Annotated in this window: 15 protein-coding genes; 4 read left to right on the forward strand and 11 right to left on the reverse strand. The window is 31.4% G+C overall.

Annotation, left to right across the window (positions count from 1 at the left end):
- From ABD941_RS01335 to ABD941_RS01375, 9 genes are read right to left on the reverse strand one after another with little or no spacing between them, the layout of a single operon-like run.
- Positions 1 to 777, reverse strand: coding sequence for a glycosyltransferase family 2 protein (locus tag ABD941_RS01335; protein WP_345272143.1), 777 nt, complete (start codon positions 775 to 777; stop codon positions 1 to 3).
- A gap of 16 nt (positions 778 to 793) precedes the next feature.
- Positions 794 to 2,059 carry a glycosyltransferase gene (locus tag ABD941_RS01340; protein WP_345272144.1) on the reverse strand — a complete coding sequence of 422 codons (1,266 nt, stop codon included), beginning with the start codon at positions 2,057 to 2,059 and terminating at the stop codon, positions 794 to 796.
- Between the two features lies 1 nt (position 2,060).
- Entirely contained in the window at positions 2,061 to 3,758 is a 1,698-nt protein-coding gene (locus ABD941_RS01345; RefSeq protein ID WP_345272145.1) for an FkbM family methyltransferase, read from the reverse strand.
- 56 nt (positions 3,759 to 3,814) lie between these two features.
- The gene (locus tag ABD941_RS01350; RefSeq protein ID WP_345272147.1) at positions 3,815 to 4,708 is read right to left on the reverse strand and encodes a glycosyltransferase family 2 protein; all 894 of its coding nucleotides are present in this window, start codon (positions 4,706 to 4,708) and stop codon (positions 3,815 to 3,817) included.
- 8 nt (positions 4,709 to 4,716) lie between these two features.
- A complete protein-coding gene (locus ABD941_RS01355; protein ID WP_345272148.1) occupies positions 4,717 to 5,868 on the reverse strand; it encodes a polysaccharide pyruvyl transferase family protein in 1,152 nt (383 codons plus the stop codon).
- A 52-nt stretch (positions 5,869 to 5,920) separates the two neighbouring features.
- On the reverse strand, positions 5,921 to 7,165 hold the full coding sequence (locus tag ABD941_RS01360; RefSeq protein WP_345272149.1) for an ABC transporter ATP-binding protein: 1,245 nt from the start codon (positions 7,163 to 7,165) through the stop codon (positions 5,921 to 5,923).
- 1 nt (position 7,166) lies between these two features.
- Positions 7,167 to 8,057 (reverse strand): ABC transporter permease, encoded by an 891-nt coding sequence (locus ABD941_RS01365; RefSeq protein WP_345272150.1) that lies wholly within the window; start codon positions 8,055 to 8,057, stop codon positions 7,167 to 7,169.
- A gap of 18 nt (positions 8,058 to 8,075) precedes the next feature.
- The gene (locus ABD941_RS01370) at positions 8,076 to 10,541 is read right to left on the reverse strand and encodes an exopolysaccharide transport family protein (RefSeq protein ID WP_345272151.1); all 2,466 of its coding nucleotides are present in this window, start codon (positions 10,539 to 10,541) and stop codon (positions 8,076 to 8,078) included.
- 11 nt (positions 10,542 to 10,552) lie between these two features.
- A complete protein-coding gene (locus ABD941_RS01375) occupies positions 10,553 to 11,350 on the reverse strand; it encodes a polysaccharide biosynthesis/export family protein (RefSeq protein ID WP_345272153.1) in 798 nt (265 codons plus the stop codon).
- Positions 11,351 to 11,455: 105 nt separating this feature from the next.
- Here ABD941_RS01375 and ABD941_RS01380 point away from each other — a divergent pair, with 105 nt between their 5' ends.
- Positions 11,456 to 13,321, forward strand: coding sequence for an ABC-F family ATP-binding cassette domain-containing protein (locus ABD941_RS01380; protein ID WP_345272154.1), 1,866 nt, complete (start codon positions 11,456 to 11,458; stop codon positions 13,319 to 13,321).
- Between the two features lie 2 nt (positions 13,322 to 13,323).
- Positions 13,324 to 14,130, forward strand: coding sequence for an O-methyltransferase (locus tag ABD941_RS01385; RefSeq protein ID WP_345272155.1), 807 nt, complete (start codon positions 13,324 to 13,326; stop codon positions 14,128 to 14,130).
- Positions 14,131 to 14,195: 65 nt separating this feature from the next.
- On the opposite strand, the gene ABD941_RS01390 is transcribed toward ABD941_RS01385, so the two are convergent.
- Complete coding sequence (locus ABD941_RS01390; RefSeq protein ID WP_345272157.1) at positions 14,196 to 16,319, reverse strand: DUF5723 family protein; 2,124 nt, start codon at positions 16,317 to 16,319, stop codon at positions 14,196 to 14,198.
- 252 nt (positions 16,320 to 16,571) lie between these two features.
- Positions 16,572 to 18,668, reverse strand: coding sequence for a DUF5723 family protein (locus ABD941_RS01395; RefSeq protein WP_345272158.1), 2,097 nt, complete (start codon positions 18,666 to 18,668; stop codon positions 16,572 to 16,574).
- 180 nt (positions 18,669 to 18,848) lie between these two features.
- Here ABD941_RS01395 and ABD941_RS01400 point away from each other — a divergent pair, with 180 nt between their 5' ends.
- Both ABD941_RS01400 and ABD941_RS01405 read left to right on the forward strand, forming a co-directional pair.
- On the forward strand, positions 18,849 to 19,421 hold the full coding sequence (locus tag ABD941_RS01400; protein ID WP_345272159.1) for a cob(I)yrinic acid a,c-diamide adenosyltransferase: 573 nt from the start codon (positions 18,849 to 18,851) through the stop codon (positions 19,419 to 19,421).
- A gap of 286 nt (positions 19,422 to 19,707) precedes the next feature.
- Positions 19,708 to 19,929, forward strand: coding sequence for a DUF2795 domain-containing protein (locus ABD941_RS01405; RefSeq protein WP_019387375.1), 222 nt, complete (start codon positions 19,708 to 19,710; stop codon positions 19,927 to 19,929).
- Positions 19,930 to 19,939 lie beyond the last annotated feature (10 nt).

Consider the following 19,939-nt stretch of genomic DNA (forward strand, 5'->3'; position numbering starts at 1 on the left):
TTAAAATTTATTTAAAAACCCTAGTTTAATTAAAAGTTTTATAATTCTTGAGGCTCTTAAATTATTCAACGTATTTCTAAAGGTAATAACATCATCTAAATCTTGCATATAGGCCGAATAGTAGGTGTTTAAAACCTCCTTTATTTCATTTTGCTTAATAACGCTGTTCTTTGGATCAGAACTCATCCCTCCTATTAAAAATGTTGACAAAGGTTTACTAACATGTCTGTATGTAACGCTATATCTACAAATGGCATCCATAAAAAATTTCCAATCTGATACGATCTTAAAATCTTCTTTATAGAATTCAGTTCTAACAAAAATATCTTTTTTAATAAAAGTGGCTGGATGTGGCAATGTGTCTTTTACAAAATATGAAAACGAAAGCAAATCTGGATACTCCTTTATAAAGGTCTTGTTTCCTTCAATAACTTGAAGATTGAAATAAATAATGTCTTGTTCTTTTATTTGAAGGTGGTTTTCTTCTAAAACTTTTGAACTATAAAAATAATCACCGCTATTTAAAAACAACACATATTCACCATTTGCTTTTTTTACGCCTTTATTCATGGCATGATAAATACCGTTATCTAGCTCGCTAACCTTATAATCAAACATCGCGTTATGACTCTCAAGATAATCAGCACTTCCATCAGTTGATCCACCATCTACAACTAGATATTCAAAATCTGTATAGGTTTGACTTTTAACACTGTTAACTGTTTTTTTGAGCCCTTCCAGGTTGTTATAATTAATTGTAATGATAGAAATCTTCAAACTTGATGTTTTTAGCTTAGTTCAAAATACTTTTATATAAGTTAATGTAACGGTTAGCTTGGAGCATTAAATCGTAATTCTCTATAGCTTTAGACCTTATTTCAGAAGAATTAAATACAACATCGTTATTTAAAAACTTCAACAGGGTATTTTTTAGTGCTTCTGAATTAATAGTATTGACTAAATATCCGTTAATTTCGTTTTGGACCATATCTGTAATACCTCCTACTGCAAAACCAATAACGGGTGTGCCACACATTAATGATTCAAGTACAGTATTTGGCAAATTATCCATTAATGATGGTATAACAAAAACATCGGCTGCTGAATATGCCATACTCATCATTTTTTCATCATTTATCACCCCTAATTCTATTAAGTTATTTAGTGATTTGATTGCCACTTTTTTACTACCAACAGCACATAAAACAACATTATCATCCTTTAACTCAGCAAAAGCTTTTTTAAGAAAATGAAACCCTTTACGATGGTTATTATTTATAGATTCTGCTACAAACAAAACAACTTTTTTGTCTTTAGGAATACCTAAAACGTTTCTTGAAAAGTCTTTATTTCTTAAGTTATAAATATTTTTATCTATACCATAAGGTATATGCAATACTTTACTACTTGTAAAAACCGAACTGGCTTTAGCTTCATTGACTAACCATTTTGAGGGTGCTACAATGGTTATGTTTTTATTATTTTTAAAAAGCTGGTTTTTAAAGTTTAAATAATGGGTTTCATATTGGTTTTCTACAGCCTCTTTTTCTCTTAAAATGGGGTTACCCTGAGTATCCATGTCTATAATGGTTTCAAGATAATGCTCGCCTCCCGTAAATGGGTTCATATCGTGTAAGGTCCAAACCACAGGCTTTGTGTTTTTTTTAAAAAAAGATTTATAATCTAAAAAACCTGCTACCCAATGTAAATTAATAATATCAGCTTCTTTATACCATTCATTTTCTGTAATATCATAATCTGAAAAAGGGAAACTAAAAAGTTCTAATTTTGATGATCTATGCTTAACAAAGGCCTCTTCTTTACTCGTTTTCTTTTTTTTGATTTTTAATTCTATCAACGATTTACGAAATAGTTTTTTTACTTTTTGAAATAACGTTTTCTGCTTTGGTTGAACAAGGTAGGTTTTAGGTATTCGGTTGCTCTTTTGCATTAATATGACTTTAGAGTCCACGCCGCTTTTTAAAAGTCCATCGTGCAATCTTAGGCATGCATTTGCTGCACCGCCATAATCATATGTATTTACAATTAAGATTTTCACTTTATTTATTTTTTATCCCAAATATATTCAACTGCATATCCATATCTCTATAGGTATTTACTCTAACAAAAGGTGCCTTACTTGATAGCCCTGCAGATATATATAGTCTGAAATTATTTTTCTTAAGTATTTCAACTATCTCACCTATGGTCTGTTCTTCGTCAATATAAGAATGATATTCTATAAAAATCCTTTCCACAAAATGCAAATTAGATTCAATAGATTTTAACACAACGGTCTCTGCACCTTCAATATCTAATTTTAAAAAATCAACGGATTGATTTAAATATGGGTTTAAGTCAACAACCTTAACGGTATTTAAGGTTTTTGATTTAATATCTTTAAAGCTAATTGCGCCTGCATCTGCTCCTTCGGAATTGAAAGATAGTTGTGTGTCTTCATTCCAAAGTCCTTTATTAATTAAACTGACATCTTTAAACCCAAAAGTCTCTATATTTTTTTTAAATATTTTAAAAATCCCTTCGTCTGGTTCGAAAGAAACTATTTTAGATTCTGGAAACTGTGTTTTTAAATAAATTGTTGACATCCCAATATTAGCACCGCCATCTATAATATAAGGTGTTCTATTTGATGTGTTGAATTTGTAAATGTGTTCTTGAAATATTTCGTTAAACATAAAAGCGTACGAGGCCCCATCTGCTACTACCATTTGTTTACCTAGTAGAGTTGTACTGGTTTGTTTAAACCTTGGCAATTGCATCAACCGATTTAACTCTTTTTGTTGCTTAAATTGAAACTTACGCCTTATTAATTGCAAAATCTCGGGTGCAATGGCCTTTCTGATTTTTTTCTTAAGTAACTGCATGAAAGCGGTATTGTTTTTAAAATTACCCCTTTTTATTTTTTTAATGATATGGGATTTTATTTCTATATTTAATTTCTTAATGCCAATGTTGGTGGTACTTATAAAATTATCATTAACGGTTTTATGATCTTCTGTTAAACAGTGAAGTCCGCTACCATCCAACCCAATATTTTGCAATAAGGGTTTATTAGGAAAAAGAAAAACACCTTTATTAAAATGCATTGAAACATAAAATCTTACGGCCCATGAATCATTTTTTCCTGCAACTTGGTCTTTTAACATTTGAAAGTAATTCAAATGTCCAAAAATTAAATCGGATTGTAAATTTCTATCTTGAACTTCTTTTAATAGTTCGTAACCATTAAAATTAATTTTATTCCACCTATCCACCCAAGTGGCATAACCCCAAGAACTCATTATGGGTAAAAAATATGTTGGATCTTTTATTTGTTTTGAACTAGGAAAACAATATCCTGTTACACCATAAACACGTTCTTCATTTTTGTATACTTCTAAACCTTTGTTTATAAAGCTTAAAAAATGTTTACCTACTATAATATCATCCTCCAAAACAATAATATTACCATATGCCTCTATAACTTTTGTAACACCATTTATTACTGATTTTGATAATCCTAAATTTTTATCGCTAACAATTACATTTACCTTTTTAAAGCGTTCTTCGGTTTGTGCTATTTTAACAACTTGGTTTATATTTTTTAAATTCTCTGGATTTGTATTTGGCTTTGGTCCATCGCAAAATATGTACAAATTACTTTCTATTGCCTCTTGATTTAATGCTAATGCATTAAGTGTTTTTTGCAAATGCACAGGTCTGTTGTATGCAAAAATTACAATAGGTGCAAAACTCATAGTCTTTTATTTTTATACAAAAACAGGTGTTTTTTTGAAATTAATTATTTAAAAAATTATATATAATGCATTCCTAATGTTTTATTAACTTTTCTACTATTGTTAATATCATGGACTTTACTATTAATTAATTTTAGTTGTTCATTACAATATTTTACTTTAAAAAAATTAAATTTTAAAACGGATAAAAACCGTGTGTGTTTTAATTGTGATACCCGCTCTTCAACATTATTCTCAATATTTATATCTGTCCATTTTAAAATATAAAACAGATCTGGACGCGAATTATTTTTTTTATGCGCTTCTTTTTTAACAAGTTCTCTATCATGTAATACAAATGCATTGGGTACAACACCAACTTTTAACCCATGATATTTTAACCTTTGACAATAATTAACATCTTCTCCATAATGAAAAAAAACAGGATCGAATCCTCCTATTTTTCTTAAAGTACTTTTTGGCAATAGCCAACATGCTGCATTAACAAAGGGGACTTCATATATGTCTGATAAACGCCCTTTAATGGCATCAAAATACAGGAAGTTATTATTGTCGTAAGTTATATAATTTGAAAACCCACTATCTAATTTATTGGCTAATCCATTTAAATGTATTGGGCTTATAACACCAAAAGCCGTATGACTCTTGTGTACTTCTATTAATTTTTTGATGGTACCACTTTCTAAATAGGCATCTTGGTTTAACAAAAGCACATAGTCTGCTCCAGCTTTTAAAGCGTGACTTATCCCTTTATTATTGGCTGCTCCAAATCCTAAATTTTTTTTTAGTTCCAATATATCAACTTCTGGATAATTATCTTTAATATGGGATACCGTTTCATCATTAGAAGCATTATCTACAACTATTACATTATAGTTTTCACAACTTTTTAGGCATTTTTCAATCCATTTAATGCCATTATAGGTTATAATTATAATATAAACAGTCATACTTTTTTTTAGCGAAATTTACTTAGCATTCTATAGAACTTAAGATTTAAATTCAATAGTTTTTCGAATATAATGATATATAAGCTAAAAGTTGACGACTTCCTCTGTTTAATGATATCATCTATTTTATTCCAATGTGTATTTAAATCTGACTGAATCTTTTGTCTTGCTTTTTTTGACAAAATTGCTGGCGAATTAGTTCTTTTCAAAGCTTCATCAAACGATTTACAGATAACGTTACTTTCTAACGCTGCTATTTCCAACAATCCTATAAACTTATTTAAAGGTTTTTTATTTAAAACCAATAATGCTGGAATACCATAAGACAATGCTGTTATAAAGGCATGCATTGATGATCCAAAAAAGTGTTTACCATGGCCTATAACTTGGGCAACTTTTTTAAGTTCATCGGAGTTTACAATCGTATGTTCTGATTTCATTTTTTTAGAAACCTTAATTGTAAATGCTTTATCTCCATGGCAATCACCAATAACAATTAGTTTAATGGGCATTTTAAGCTTACTAGATATCTGGTCTAAACCTAACGCGGTTTCTTCAATATTAATATGGTAGCGCTCATTTAAGTTTACAGTTATATAATCAGAAACTTTGGTTTTTTCTAATGGCCATAGCTTATTGATTTCAAATGCTGTATCTGGTACAACAGTTAACTTACTTTCAAAAATTGTTTTATTCTTAAATGTTCTACACGCAATCTCTTTACTAAATCGGTCTCTAAAAGCGACATAATTTGAATTTTTAAATGTGGCTGAGGCAATTCTTTTTTTTATATATCTATTGAAGTTTTTTGATATACCTGGTGCATTAAATATATAGGGGATTTTTTGTTCAATAGCCATTTTGGCTGCTCCAACCCAAAGGTTGGCATATGAAAACCCTGTTATATTATTATAAACGGTGTTGTGATTATCTAATAAATGTATAATGTTGCCACCTCCTATAGCTATGGCATCAAATACATTATTTCTAGCTTTTTCAAAAGAAACAATTGGCTTAGCATCTTTAAATACGGTAGGATTGTTTGTTGGCGAAATATGTTCCCATTGATATTTAGGTAACCTATATTCTGCTATGTGCGGAAAAAGCAAATCTCCATAATTATCTACATCAAATGTTCCGAAATGTGCTACTTTAATCATGGTCTAATAATTCAGTGTCTTTGGTCTGGTAAATTAATTTAAAATAACAGAATTAATACCATTTATATTCAGCTAAAAATTTAGATTTTAATGCTGTTGGTTTCAAAATAACACCACAGTTAAAAAAATCGCTATTTATAACTTCAATAATTAAACACTTTTTCAATCGTTCTAATTCAATATTATCTCTAATTACACCAATATTTATATAATAAAATCCTTGGGGCAATGGATTTCTTTGAATTTCACAAACGTGGTTCTCATTGCTTTGATCTATATATCCTTCATTAAAATACTCTGATGATAGGTGCAATATTTTTTCGTCATTAAAATTATACACGCCAAGATGAATATTTATCTTACCTGTATACTTTGAATTTAATTGAAATTGAATTTTTAAATTATCACCTGAAGCAATAAGCTTTTCCTTTATTTTTATTTTTTTAATGAATGCATTATTATCATTAGCCGAATAGGTTAAATTGGTGTTTTTTTCAATGTTGTTAGCAAGGTAATACTCAACACAACTTTCTATATCACCTTCAAAAGAGGTATATCCATTTTCTAAAACAATCCCTCTACTACATAAACTTTTTACTGCGGCCATATTGTGACTAACAAAAAGAACCGTTCTTCCTTGGCCTTTACTAATATCCTGCATTTTTCCAATGGCTTTTTTCTGAAATTCGGCATCACCTACTGCCAAAACCTCATCAATTACCAAAATTTCAGGTTCTAAAAAAGCTGCTACTGCAAAAGCTAAACGCACTGTCATTCCTGATGAATAACGCTTTACGGGTGTATCTATATAACGCTCACAACCTGAAAACTCAATAATCTCATCTATTTTTAAGGTGATTTCTTTTTTGGTCATCCCTAAAATTGCGCCATTTAAAAATATATTTTCCCTTCCAGTCATTTCGCCATGAAAGCCTGTACCTACTTCTAATAATGAGGCTATACGACCTTTTGTTTTAATCTCACCAGTAGTTGGGCTTGTAACCTTAGATAATATTTTTAGCAAGGTAGATTTACCTGCTCCATTTTTTCCTATAATCCCTAAAACTTCACCTTTCCGGAGTTCAAAATTAATATCTTTTAATGCCCAGACGTATTCTGAGGTGCCTTTAACACTTCTATCGTTCGCTTCCCCAATTTTTAAGTATGGATCGTCTTTACCTCTAACTTTATGCCACCAGCGATTTAAATCATGGGTAATCGTTCCTGTACCAACTAAGCCCAAACGATATTGCTTACTTATATTTTCAATTTTTAAAATAATAGAATTGTCTTTCATTTTATACAGTATCAATAAAAGATTTTTCGGTTTTATTAAAAATAATTAAACCAATTAAAGTGATAACTAAAGTAACGACTAAGGTTAGTATAATACTTTTAGCAGAAAATGACCCTTGGGAGAAAAACAAATATCTAAACGTATCAATGACATTAGCTAATGGGTTATTTTTTATTATGGGATTAATAAAGGGTGCCATTTCAGGAAAATTATTAGCTATTTTTTGTACTGCTGCATCTATGGGATACATGACTGCAGAAATATACATTAATAACTGAACTCCAAAACCTACTAAAAAAGTAAGATCTCGGTATTTAGTTGTCATGGAAGAAATTACCATGCCTAAGCCCAGTCCAAGTAATCCCATTACGAGAACCAAAATTGGCAATAACCAGATAGCTTCAAAAGCTATGCTACCGGCTTCATTATTTAAACTAAAAAACACATAAAACCCGACAAATATTAAAAATTGAATTCCAAATTTAATCAAAGCAGAAATCACAGTTGTAAGCGGCATGATTACCCTTGGGAAATAAACTTTACTAAAAATACCTTGGTTTTTCCTAAAAGCATCACTGGTGCCTTTTAGACATTCAGAAAAATAATTCCAAATCGTAACACCTGCGAGGTTAAACAAAAAAGGATGTATGCCTTCGCTTATCTCAATATTGGCTATACCATTAAAAATGATTGTAAAAATCACTGAGGTTATTAATGGTTGAATGAGATACCACAGTGGTCCTAAAAGGGTTTGTTTATACAAGGTAATAACATCTCGTTTTACAAAAAGCAATAGCAAATCACGATACCTCCAAATCTCTTTAAGGTTTAAATCAATAACCGCTTTTTTTGATGAAATGGTATATAACCAAGCTTCCTTTTTTCTATTCAATTTAAATATGCTATTAATTTAACTAATCTTAAAAAAAGATTTGATTTTTGATGAAAATGATTTTTTCAAAGTCTCATCATCATTATAACCATTACCATAGCTACCATAGCCATAACCGTATCCATAACCATAGCCATATCCGTAACCATATTTACCTTTTTGGGCATAACCGTTATAAATAAAACTTATATTTTTTACTTCACCTTTATTGTATTTATCATTTATAAGATTTACCATCCCTTTTTTGGTATAATCTTGTCTTACTACATAAATAGAAGCATCTGCATATTCTAAAAGCTCAAAAGCATCTGCCACAAGACCAATGGGCGGTGTATCTAAAACAATATAGTCATACGTTTTTTTTAGGTTTTTGATTAACATATCCATTTTCTCCCCTATGAGTAATTCTGAAGGGTTTGGGGGAATCGGTCCACAAGTAATAACATCTAAATCTTGCACTTTTGTTTTTTGAATAACTTGATCAATATCTTTTTGTCCGATTAAATAATTAACGACACCTATATCATTTTTAATATCAAAATCACCAAATATCTTGGGCTTTCTAAGATCTAAACCTACCAGAATAGTTTTCTTCCCGCTCATAGCAAAAACCGTAGCAATATTAATAGAGCAAAAGGTTTTCCCTTCACCACTTACGGATGATGTAACCATAACTGTTTTAGTCCCTTCTAAATTGTGTTTTTTATAGAAATATTGCAAACTAGAGCGTATTGACCTGAAGGCCTCTGCTATTGTAGATTTTGGCTTTAAATGAACAGCCATATTATTGGTTAAATCATTTTTACCAACCACACCCAATAATGGTATACTAGATATTTTTTCTAGCACTTGTGGGTTATGCAGTTTATTATCAAAAAAAGTTAATAAAAAAGCGAGTAATAATGGTGGTAACAAACCACCTATTATAGCAAATAAATATCGTGAACTCAACTTTAAGTCTATAGGTGTCGCGCCAGTATCTTTTGCGGGATCAATTATCAAAATATCAGAAACGCTTGCTGATTTTATGATATCGGCTTCGCCTCTTTTCGCCAAAAAAACATTATATGTTTTTTCGCTTAATGTATATTGGCGTTGTATATCAAACAACCTTTGCTGAGCTTTTGGCAGCTTTCTCATTTTAGCATCTTCAATTGCTATTTTTGTATTGACGGTGCTCAACTCTCTTTTTAATTCATTACTAGCAGAACTAATGTTTTCTAAAAGTACTGTTTTTAAGCCTTCTATTTGTCTATTAAGATCTGCAAAAATAGTGGCATCTTTTCTAACGGTAGAGCCATACTTGGATTTCTGTACAGATAGATTGTTTATTTTTCCAATATTGGCAAGTATATTGGCATCTTCAATTCCTGCAACGGATGGCGCTGGAACCTCAGTAAATGCATTACTTGTTTGTAGGTACGATTTCAAACTGATATAATAGGCTAATCTTTTGTTTATATCATCCTTATCGAGTTCTAACGATGAAAGTTTACTATTTATGGTTACACTTTTTTCATCTATATTAAAAATCTTGTTTTTTTGCTTATATCTGTTTAATGAGTCTGCATTTAAAGTCAATTGGGATTTCACCCTATCTAATTGTTTATCAATAAAATTAATGGTATTTGTAACAAATTGGTTTTTTCTGCTTAATTGATCTTCGCTTAAAACTTTAACGGTTTCATTTAAGTAGTCAACAATTTTGGCCTTGTTAACATCTACCATACTTAAGTTTATAATTGCAGAATTCCTAGGGTTATCTATAACTAGCTTTTTTCGATATTTGGCCACAACTGCATCAAAATTACTAAGCTTAAAAAAGTATTCTTCATTTGGTATAACCGTTCTTCCTTCTGCTAAATATAGCATTCCATTTACATAAGGGAGGTCTATGGTGTCTCCAAAGCTATACTGTTTCTTAAACACGCCAAGAGGCACATCAATATTAGATTTTTTTTTGCTTGTAAAATTCTGGGTTCTCGCTAAATTAGATTCAAAATTAATAGAAAGCTCATACCTTTCATTTTCAAGAAACGTAACTTTAATGGGAACACCTACTAACTGATTAGTATCTGGGGTTAAATGAACTCTAAATGGTGCATCTGTATAAATATCATCTTTCCTAAACCTTGACTGTTTTAAATATGTAATATAAAATTCAATATTATCAACCACTTTTTCATGAATAGAACGTGATCGTAACGAAGTAATCATTGTTTGCACTTTACCAGAAACACCTCCGTAATTAAATGTTAAACTTGTATTTGATGTAAATAAAGGGTTAGACTCTTCTTCAATTGAAATCTGTGTACTTAATCTATAAGACTGTTGTTTTCGAATATTTTGTTGGTATACTATAAAAATACCAATACTAATAAATAGAACGAATAATTTCCAATAACTTAAAACTCTAAATAAAAAGGCTTTAATATCAAATGATGCTTTCGATTGTGATTCTGTAACATAGAATTCTTCTTCCATAAATCCAGACTTTAAAGATTTCTTGTTAAAAAATAAGTAGACACCAGTACAGACAAAATAGAGGAAATAGTTGTTATATTTTGTATAGCAGTTTGCCCAGCTCCCAAAGCTTTTCTTTTTAAAGGTTTAACCAAAATAATATCATTGGGTTGTATAAAATAAAACGGGGATTTCATGGCTTTAATGTCTGTTAAATCTATATGATGTATTTTTTGTCCATCGGGGTATTGCCTAATAACTAAAACATCTTTTCTATCGCCTGTCTCTGCAATGTCACCAGCATTTGCTAAAGCTTCAATAATATTCACGCGGTCTTGAAATAAGGTGTAGACGCCTGAACCTGAAACTTCGCCTGTAACCGTATATTTTAATCCAGCTAGTTTTACTGTTACAAAAATCTCAGCAGAAGTCTTAAAATATTGCTTTAAAAGCTCCTTTTCCACTTTATCTCTTATTTCAGAAATAGTAAAACCCAACACGTTGATTTTACCTAAAACAGGAAACTCAATATTACCGTGTAAATCTACTGTAAATCCACTAAAATAAAGCCCGCCTACACCGCCTTGAGACAACCCATTATTGGTTTCAATAGGATTAAATATACTAACAAGTTCTGGGTCTAATGCTTTTACGTTAATGCTCAGTATATCATTAACCTGTACCCGGTATGGCTTTGGTAATTCTTTAATAAGTAACGAATCTATGCCTCTAACTCCTTTATCCTGTAAGTAAACAACATCTTTATTTGTTATGCATGAAACAAACACAGTGCTAACAGCTAACAAAACAACAAGAAAACATCTCTTCATACTGAGGCAATTGATTTATCACAAATATAAGTTTTCGTTGGGAACAATAAAACTTATGACTGATTTTTTGGTTTTTTGTCCGTTATTTGCAAAAAAGAATAGCCATTGAATTATTTAACTGTTGAAAACATATCAAAATCTTACGGAGAACTCGCTCTTTTCGAAAACATATCATTTAGTGTGCACAAAGACCAAAAAATTGCTTTTGTTGCAAAAAATGGTACTGGAAAAACCTCTATTTTAAATATCCTTTCTGGTGATGATCAACCAGATACTGGTGCCATAATTTACCGTAAAGGAATAGCAGTATCATTTCTTTCACAAGATCCAAAATTTGATGATACACTGACTATTGAAGAAACTATTTTTGCAAGTGATAATACTATTTTAAAAGTCATTTCCAACTACGAAAAAGCACTTTTAAACCCAGACGACACGGAAGTGTACCAACAAGCTTTTGAAGCTATGGAACAATACCAAGCTTGGGATTTTGAAACGCTTTACAAACAAATACTTTTTAAATTAAAACTTGACAATTTAGGCCAAAAAGTAAGTACACTTTCTGGTGGACAAAAAAAGCGTTTGGCCTTAGCAAATGCTTTAATTAATAAACCCGATTTATTGATTTTAGATGAGCCTACAAACCATTTAGATTTAGAAATGATTGAATGGCTAGAAGCTTTTTTTGCTAAAGAAAACATTACGCTTTTTATGGTAACGCACGACCGTTATTTCTTAGAACGTGTATGCAATGAAATTATAGAATTAGATGAAGGCTTGCTTTATAATTATAAGGGCAATTATTCCTACTACTTAGAAAAACGTGAAGCTAGAATTGAACTTGAAGCTGTTGAAACTGGAAAAGCCAAACAGTTATTCAAGAAAGAGCTAACATGGATGCGCAGACAACCTAAAGCACGGACCACTAAATCTAAATCCAGAATCAATGATTTTGCAGATATAAAACACAGGGCTCATCAACGTAGGAATGACCATGAAGTGCAATTAGAACTGAATATGGAGCGCTTAGGAAGTAAAATTTTAGAGTTCCATAAAGTATCGAAAGCATTTAAAGACAAAACTATTCTTGATGGGTTTAATTATACATTTCAAAAAGGGGAACGTGTTGGTATTATTGGTAAAAACGGCACAGGAAAAACTACTTTTTTAAATATTTTAACCCAAACAGCACAACCTGATTCTGGTAAAATAACAAAAGGCGAAACCGTTAAATTTGGATATTATACGCAAAGTGGAATTACCATTAAACCTGAACAAAAAGTCATTGATGTTATTCGCGAATTTGGAGATTATATCCCATTAAAAAAAGGTAGGCAAATTAGTGCGCAACAACTGTTAGAACGCTTTTTATTCAGCAGAAAAAAACAGTATGACTTTGTTGAAAAATTAAGCGGTGGCGAGCGCAAGCGTTTGTATTTATGTACTGTTTTAATTCAGAATCCAAATTTTTTAATACTTGATGAGCCCACAAACGATTTAGATATTGTAACCCTTAACGTTCTTGAAAGTTTCCTTTTAGATTTTCCTGGCTGTATTATTGTGGTATCACACGATCGTTATTTTATGGATAAGGTAGTCGATCATTTATTTGTATTTAGAGGCGAAGGTATTATTGATGATTTTCCAGGGAATTATACCGATTTTAGGGTTTATGAAGACAGCCAACCTGTAATTTCAAATACATCATCAGAAGATAAAAAAGACAATAAATCGTGGAAACAAAATGAGGCTTCAAAATTATCATTTAACGAAGAAAAAGAATTACGAAATATTGAGAGCAAATTAAACACTTTAGCGTTTGATAAGAAAGCTATAGAAGGCAAGTTTAATAACCCAGATTTAACTCAAGACGACATCAATACGTTATCTGATGAATTGCAAAACATTATCGACATTATTGAAACAAAGGAAGGTCGTTGGTTTGAGCTTTCATCGAAACTTGAAGAATAGCCATGTTTTATCAATTTGTTCAATACATAAAATTTATACTAAAATCAACCAATCAACATGGGGTTCACTCTCCTTTTGTATATCATTTAGTAACTAAGTGTTTTTATGACAGAACTTTTTATGAGAATTACAAATCTATTTTAAACTATAAGAAAACACTTCTTAAAAACAATACTAAATTACAAATAACGGATCTAGGCGCTGGCTCACAAGTCATGAAACAACATGAGAGGCGTGTTTCATTAATTGCTAAAAATGCTGGAACAACAAACCAAAGAGCCAAGCTTTTATACCGATTTATAGCCAACTTTAAGCCAAAAAACATATTAGAGCTAGGAACTTCATTAGGTATTGCGACCCACGCGATGCATTTAGGAAATCCCAAAGCCAATATTACTACCATTGAAGGGTGTATAAATACTTCTACATTTTCAAAAGAGCATTTAAAAAATCATCACGCAAAAAATACTACCATTATTAATGGGAATTTTAATGATGAGATTAAAAAACTGAGTGCAAACCATTACGATCTCATTTTTTTTGATGGCAATCATCAAAAAGAAGCCACTCTAAACTATTTTAAAACCCTTTTACAAACAGCACATAACGATTCCGTTTTTATTTTCGATGATATTTACTGGTCTAAAGGTATGACTGAAGCTTGGGCGTTTATAAAACAACATCCAAAAGTCACGATTACTATTGATACGTTTTTCTGGGGATTCGTATTTTTTAGGAAAGAACAGGTTAAGGAACATTTTGTAATTAGGGCTTTGCCTTTTAGTTTTGAAGGTTCTACTACTAATTGAAATTAAACAAAAAAACCAGAGTATTTAAGCTCTGGTTTTTCTAAATATTAATAAAAATTATTTTTTTACTTAGCTAAATTAATTTCAACGCGTCTATTTTGTTCTCTACCAGAACTGGTTGCATTATTAGCTATAGGCTTGCTCTCGCCATACCCTTTTGAAGTTAACCTGAATTGATCCACACCATTATTAATCAAGAATTTTTTAACAGCATTTGCTCTAGAATCTGATAACCTCTTGTTTAACAGATCACTTCCAACACTATCCGTATGCCCTTCTATTGAAAACTTGGCATTTGGATACTCTTGTAAAATTTTAACAATCTCCGACAAAACTTCATTAGACTCTGCTTTTATAGAAGATTTTCCAGAATTAAACAATATGGTTTTTGCGTAATCATTTAAAGTTTTCTGAACCTCTTGAGTAACTACAGGTTCTGGTGCTATAGGTTCTGGCGCTACCTCAGGACAGCCATTATTAGCTACTGTTCCTACAACATCTATACATTGGTCATCTTTATCTAAAACACCATCTTTATCTGTATCAGGCCATGGACAACCTTTATTGTCCGCTTCACCTATTACTTCTGGGCATTCATCAACATTGTCTAACACAGAATCACCATCTTTATCGCCCCAAGGACAACCTTTATTTTCTTTCGGTCCTGCTATTTCTGGACACTCATCTTCATTATCTAAGACGGTATCTTGATCTTTATCACCCCAAGGGCAACCATTATTTTCTATTGGACCTGCTTCTTTAGGACAGTCATCCAATTTATCAATAACACCATCATCATCTTTATCTCTTGGCTTTGCTTGATATACTGGTATTTTTAAACCCGCATAAACATCAGCGCCTTTAGTATTATCACTAGTTAAAACAGACAAAACAGATCCTGACCCAATATATAATGGACCCGTTCTTAATCCAGCTCCTGCTTGAAGCCCATTGTTTTCAATAACGCTAACAGGGATATAGAAACTAAACCATTTACTTTCAAAACGAGGCGTTAACGATACCACGTTTGAAATACGACTTGCATTGGTTTTCTTTTTAGAGATAAGTGAAAGGTCTGTATTTAAATTAACATAAAAGCGTTTACTAAAACTCCAATCTGCATTTACATGTAATGCTGTTGGCAATGTAGCTGTATATCCTATTTCAGAACCAGTTTGTGTATAAAGTGAATTTAAAATATCATCTATATCCTCAGCATCATTAATATCATCTTCGCTAACACCAGTATTAGTTATATCAAAAGATTCTTGTATACCATCTTTATATTTTATACTACCTATATCAGTAATAGAAAGCCCAAGTTTAAGCTTGTACTTGTTTTCATGTTTATGAACATAAGGTGTTCCTTTGGCATTAGTAGTTTTATAATCGGCGTGATTTGGTCTCCACTCGTAAACAAAACCTAAATCTCCACCAAAACCAGTTGCATTATCTGGAAGGTCATAATCGTAGTCATCTTCTTCAAATTCAACAAAACGACCATAAACCACTTCTCCAGTGGATGATATGCTTCCCGTTGTTTGACCACCTCCTAATGGCGTTCCATCTGAATCATAATTAACTGTAACATTCTTTCCGTAGGCATAAGCACTTCCTGCTCCTTGTAGATATTTAATAGTAAGACCACCTTTTAAAAAATGTTGTTCTTTATTAAGTAATACTCTAGCATAAGTAACGCCAAGTTCGGCCCATGCTTGACCAAACACATTAAAATCACCTTCATTTACTATAAAATCATCCGTTTCATCATCATCAATAACATCAATTGTGGTTCCATTAATTTCATTAATATTAAGCACAGACCTAACTCTGGTAAAAACAGCAATTGAACTTTTTTTATTCAGATTAAACATAAAAGAAGGTCCCATAACATCGGCATATGATGCAATATTATTGTCATTGCTTGGTGATTTTGTAGCATCTAGATCGAAGTCATAATCATCTTTAATGGCATCCAACACATTAACACCATAATAATCGTTGCCTGTAAATACACTGGCGCCAATTAAATTTACATCAGTTTTAAAACGTGAGTCTACAATATTTGCAGGATTGGATATCACACCATGGACACCACTATAATTGTCTGTAAGAAATCCGATATAAGACTGTGCTTTTACACAAAAAGAACTTACAACAAACAAGACTGCTAAAGTAATTTTCTTCATAATTTTTGTTTAGGTTAAAATATAATTCATCGACAAAAGTAACATTTTTATCGATAAAACACATTTTTTTAGATATTTTTTACACTTTAACAAGAAAAATACCCAATAATAGGTACTTTAATATTATACTTTTAGTATCAATACATAGAATTTCACTTTTTAAGTTCTATGAGTAAAATCTAACACATTTAAAAAAAATCTCAGCGTAATTAAACACTGAGATTTTTAAAAATAATATCTTATTTATAAGTTTTACTTCTTAATTAAATTAATTTCCACGCGTCTGTTTTTGGCTCTACCATCTTTATACATATTGGTTGCAATTGGTCTGCGTTCACCATATCCAATGGCAATTAATCGACTTGCATCTATTCCGTTTTTAACTAAAAAGTTCTTGACACTGTTGACTCTAGCTTCAGACAGTTTTTGGTTTAGTTCATAGCTTCCTATGCTATCTGTATGGCCTTCTATGGTAAATGAAGCATTTGGATACGCATTTAAAACTTCAATAATTTCAGATAACACTTCCGTGGATTCTTCTTTAATAGAAGATTTTCCATGATTAAATAGAATAACTTTAGCATAATCATCTAACGTTTTTTGAAGCTTTTCTATAACTTCTTCTGGGCAGCCATTATTAGCTACAGTACCAACTTCGTTTATACAAATATCATCTTTATCATAAACACCATCGCCATCAGTATCTTTCCAAGGACACCCGTTGTTTTCCTTTGTTCCTACTAAATCTGGACAAGCATCAACATTATCTAAAATTGAGTCACCATCTTTATCACCCCAAGGACATCCGTTATTTTCTAGTGTACCGCCTTCTTCTGGGCATTTATCAATATTATCTAATAAACCATCTTCATCGGCATCTCCCCAAGGACAACCTTTATTTTCAACTGGTCCTGGCTCTTTTGGACAATCATCTAATTTATCAATAATACCATCATCATCCTTGTCTTTTGAAGCACTATGATATACAGGTATTTTTAGACCTGCATAAACATCCGCCCCTCTATTATTATCACTTGTAAATGCCGAAATTACAGTTCCTGAACCTACATATAACGGTCCAGCCCTCAATCCCGCACCCATTCTAAATCCATTATTTTCTATAACACTTAAAGGGATATAAAAACTAAACCATTTACGCTCATAACGCGGTATTAATGATACGACATTAGAAATACGATTTGCCGTTATTCTATCTTTAGATATTAGCGAAAGGTCTGTATTAAAGTTTAAAAAGAGCTTACTGTTAAAACTCCAATCTACATTTAAATGCAATGCAGTTGGTAAATCAATGATGTAACCCATACCTAGATTAGTACGTGTATAAAATGTGTTTAAAAAATCTCCAAAATCATCTGAATTATCATATTCATCTTCACTAACAGCTGTATTAGTGACATTATACCCTTCCTTTATACCATCCTTATAATCTATATAACCTATATCTGTTATTGATAATCCTATTTTCAATTTGTACTTATTCTTATCTTTATACTTATAAGTAATACTATCTGTATCGGATTTTTTATAATCCGCATGATTAGGTCGCCACTCATAAATAAAACCTAGATCCCCTCCAAAACCTACAGAATTATCAGGCACTTCGTAATCATAATCATCATTATCGAAATCAGCATATCGGGCATAAGTTATATTACCACTTGTTGATATACTTCCAGTAGTTTGTCCTCCCCCAATATCAGTGCCATCAGCATCATAATTAAGTATAAGTTCATTTCCAGTAGCATACGTGCTTCCTAAACCTTGAAGATATTTCAAGGTTAAACCACCTTTTAAAAAGTGCTGCTTATTATTCAATAAGACTCTGGCATAGCTAATACCAAATTCCGCCCAGGCATGCCCTAAAACACTAAAATCTGCCTCATTTATATTATAATCATCTGTAGTATCATCATCAATAGACGCAATAGTTGCGCCATTAATTTCATTAATATTCGCAAAAGACCGAGCTCTAGTAAATAGTGCCAAAGAACTTTTGTCAGAAAGATTAAACATAAACGCTGGGCCTAGTATATCTATATTTAATGCTGCATTATTATCATCTAATGGTGATTTTTTTGATTCTGAATCAAAGCTATAACCATCCTTTGTAGCATCAAAAAGATTAATACCAAAATAATCATTGCTTCCAAAAACACTTGTCCCAGCTAGGTTTATATCGGTTTTAAAACGCGAATCAACAATATTTGCAGGATTGGATATTACGCCATGTACACCACTATAATTATCTGAAAGGAATCCAATGTAGGATTGCGCGTTTAAAAAAAAAGAAACAACAATCAGTAAAATTGATACTATAATTTTTTTCATTATTCAAGTATGGTTTTCAACGTAAAAATAATAGTTTTCTATTACAATTATTTAAAACATGCCCCTTTTAATTCATGAAATGCTTTGAATAAGCAATTTTTATAAAAATCCGACTTAACTTTTAGCAAAACCTTTTGCAGCTTTGTAGCTTTGCAGGAAATGATTTAACTTGCATAACATATGAAAATCTACACCAAAACAGGCGATAAAGGTACTACTGCATTATTTGGCGGTACACGAGTACCTAAACACCATATTAGAATTGATAGCTACGGAACAGTTGATGAGCTAAACTCACATTTAGGATTGATTCGCGATCAAGATATCCACCAAGATTATAAAGATTTAATTATCAAAATTCAAGATAGATTGTTTACAGTTGGTGCTATTTTAGCGACTGATCCTGAAAAAGCTATTTTAAAAAACGGAAAGGAACGCCTTAATATCAATAAAATTTCTGTGGAAGACATTGAGCGTTTAGAGCAGGAAATGGATAATATGAACGATGCCTTACCGCCCATGACCCATTTTGTATTACCTGGCGGGCACCAAACGGTGTCATTCTGTCATATAGCACGTTGTGTTTGCCGTAGAGCCGAACGTTTGGCATCTGCCCTTAACGATTTAGAACCTTTTGAAGCTAATGCTTTAACATACCTAAACCGTCTTTCTGACTATCTTTTTGTATTGGCACGAAAGTTGTCCTTTGACTTGCAAGCCAATGAAATTAAATGGGTTCCTGAAAAGAAATAGTTACCCAATTAAAACTTGATTATTTAGTAAAAATCAGGTTAAAATCATGACTATTACTTATTAAACCGTAGAAATAATTTGCAAGGGTTTAGAGCACATAAAGATACGTTCTTATAATTAATGATTACATACGTTTAAAAAATCTTGTGAAACTATTGAGATGAATTCACAAGCATTTTTTTAGCAAATTGAAAAAGTTTAAATAAGTTCAATATGAAATAATTCATTTTTTTCTTGTGTGTTTAAACTAAAAAATTATTTTTGCAGAAAATTAAACACGTACAATATGTATTGGACATTAGAATTAGCATCCTATTTAAGTGATGCGCCTTGGCCAGCAACTAAAGATGAATTAATAGATTACGCTATTAGAACTGGAGCACCTTTGGAAGTTGTTGAAAATTTACAGTCAATTGAAGATGAGGGTGACTCATACGATTCAATTGAGGAAATTTGGTCAGATTACCCAACAGACGAAGATTATCTGTGGAATGAAGATGAATATTAAATAAAGCATA

The sequence above is a fragment of the Flaviramulus aquimarinus genome (genome assembly GCF_039543205.1).
Classification (GTDB): Bacteria; Bacteroidota; Bacteroidia; order Flavobacteriales; family Flavobacteriaceae; genus Flaviramulus_B; species Flaviramulus_B aquimarinus.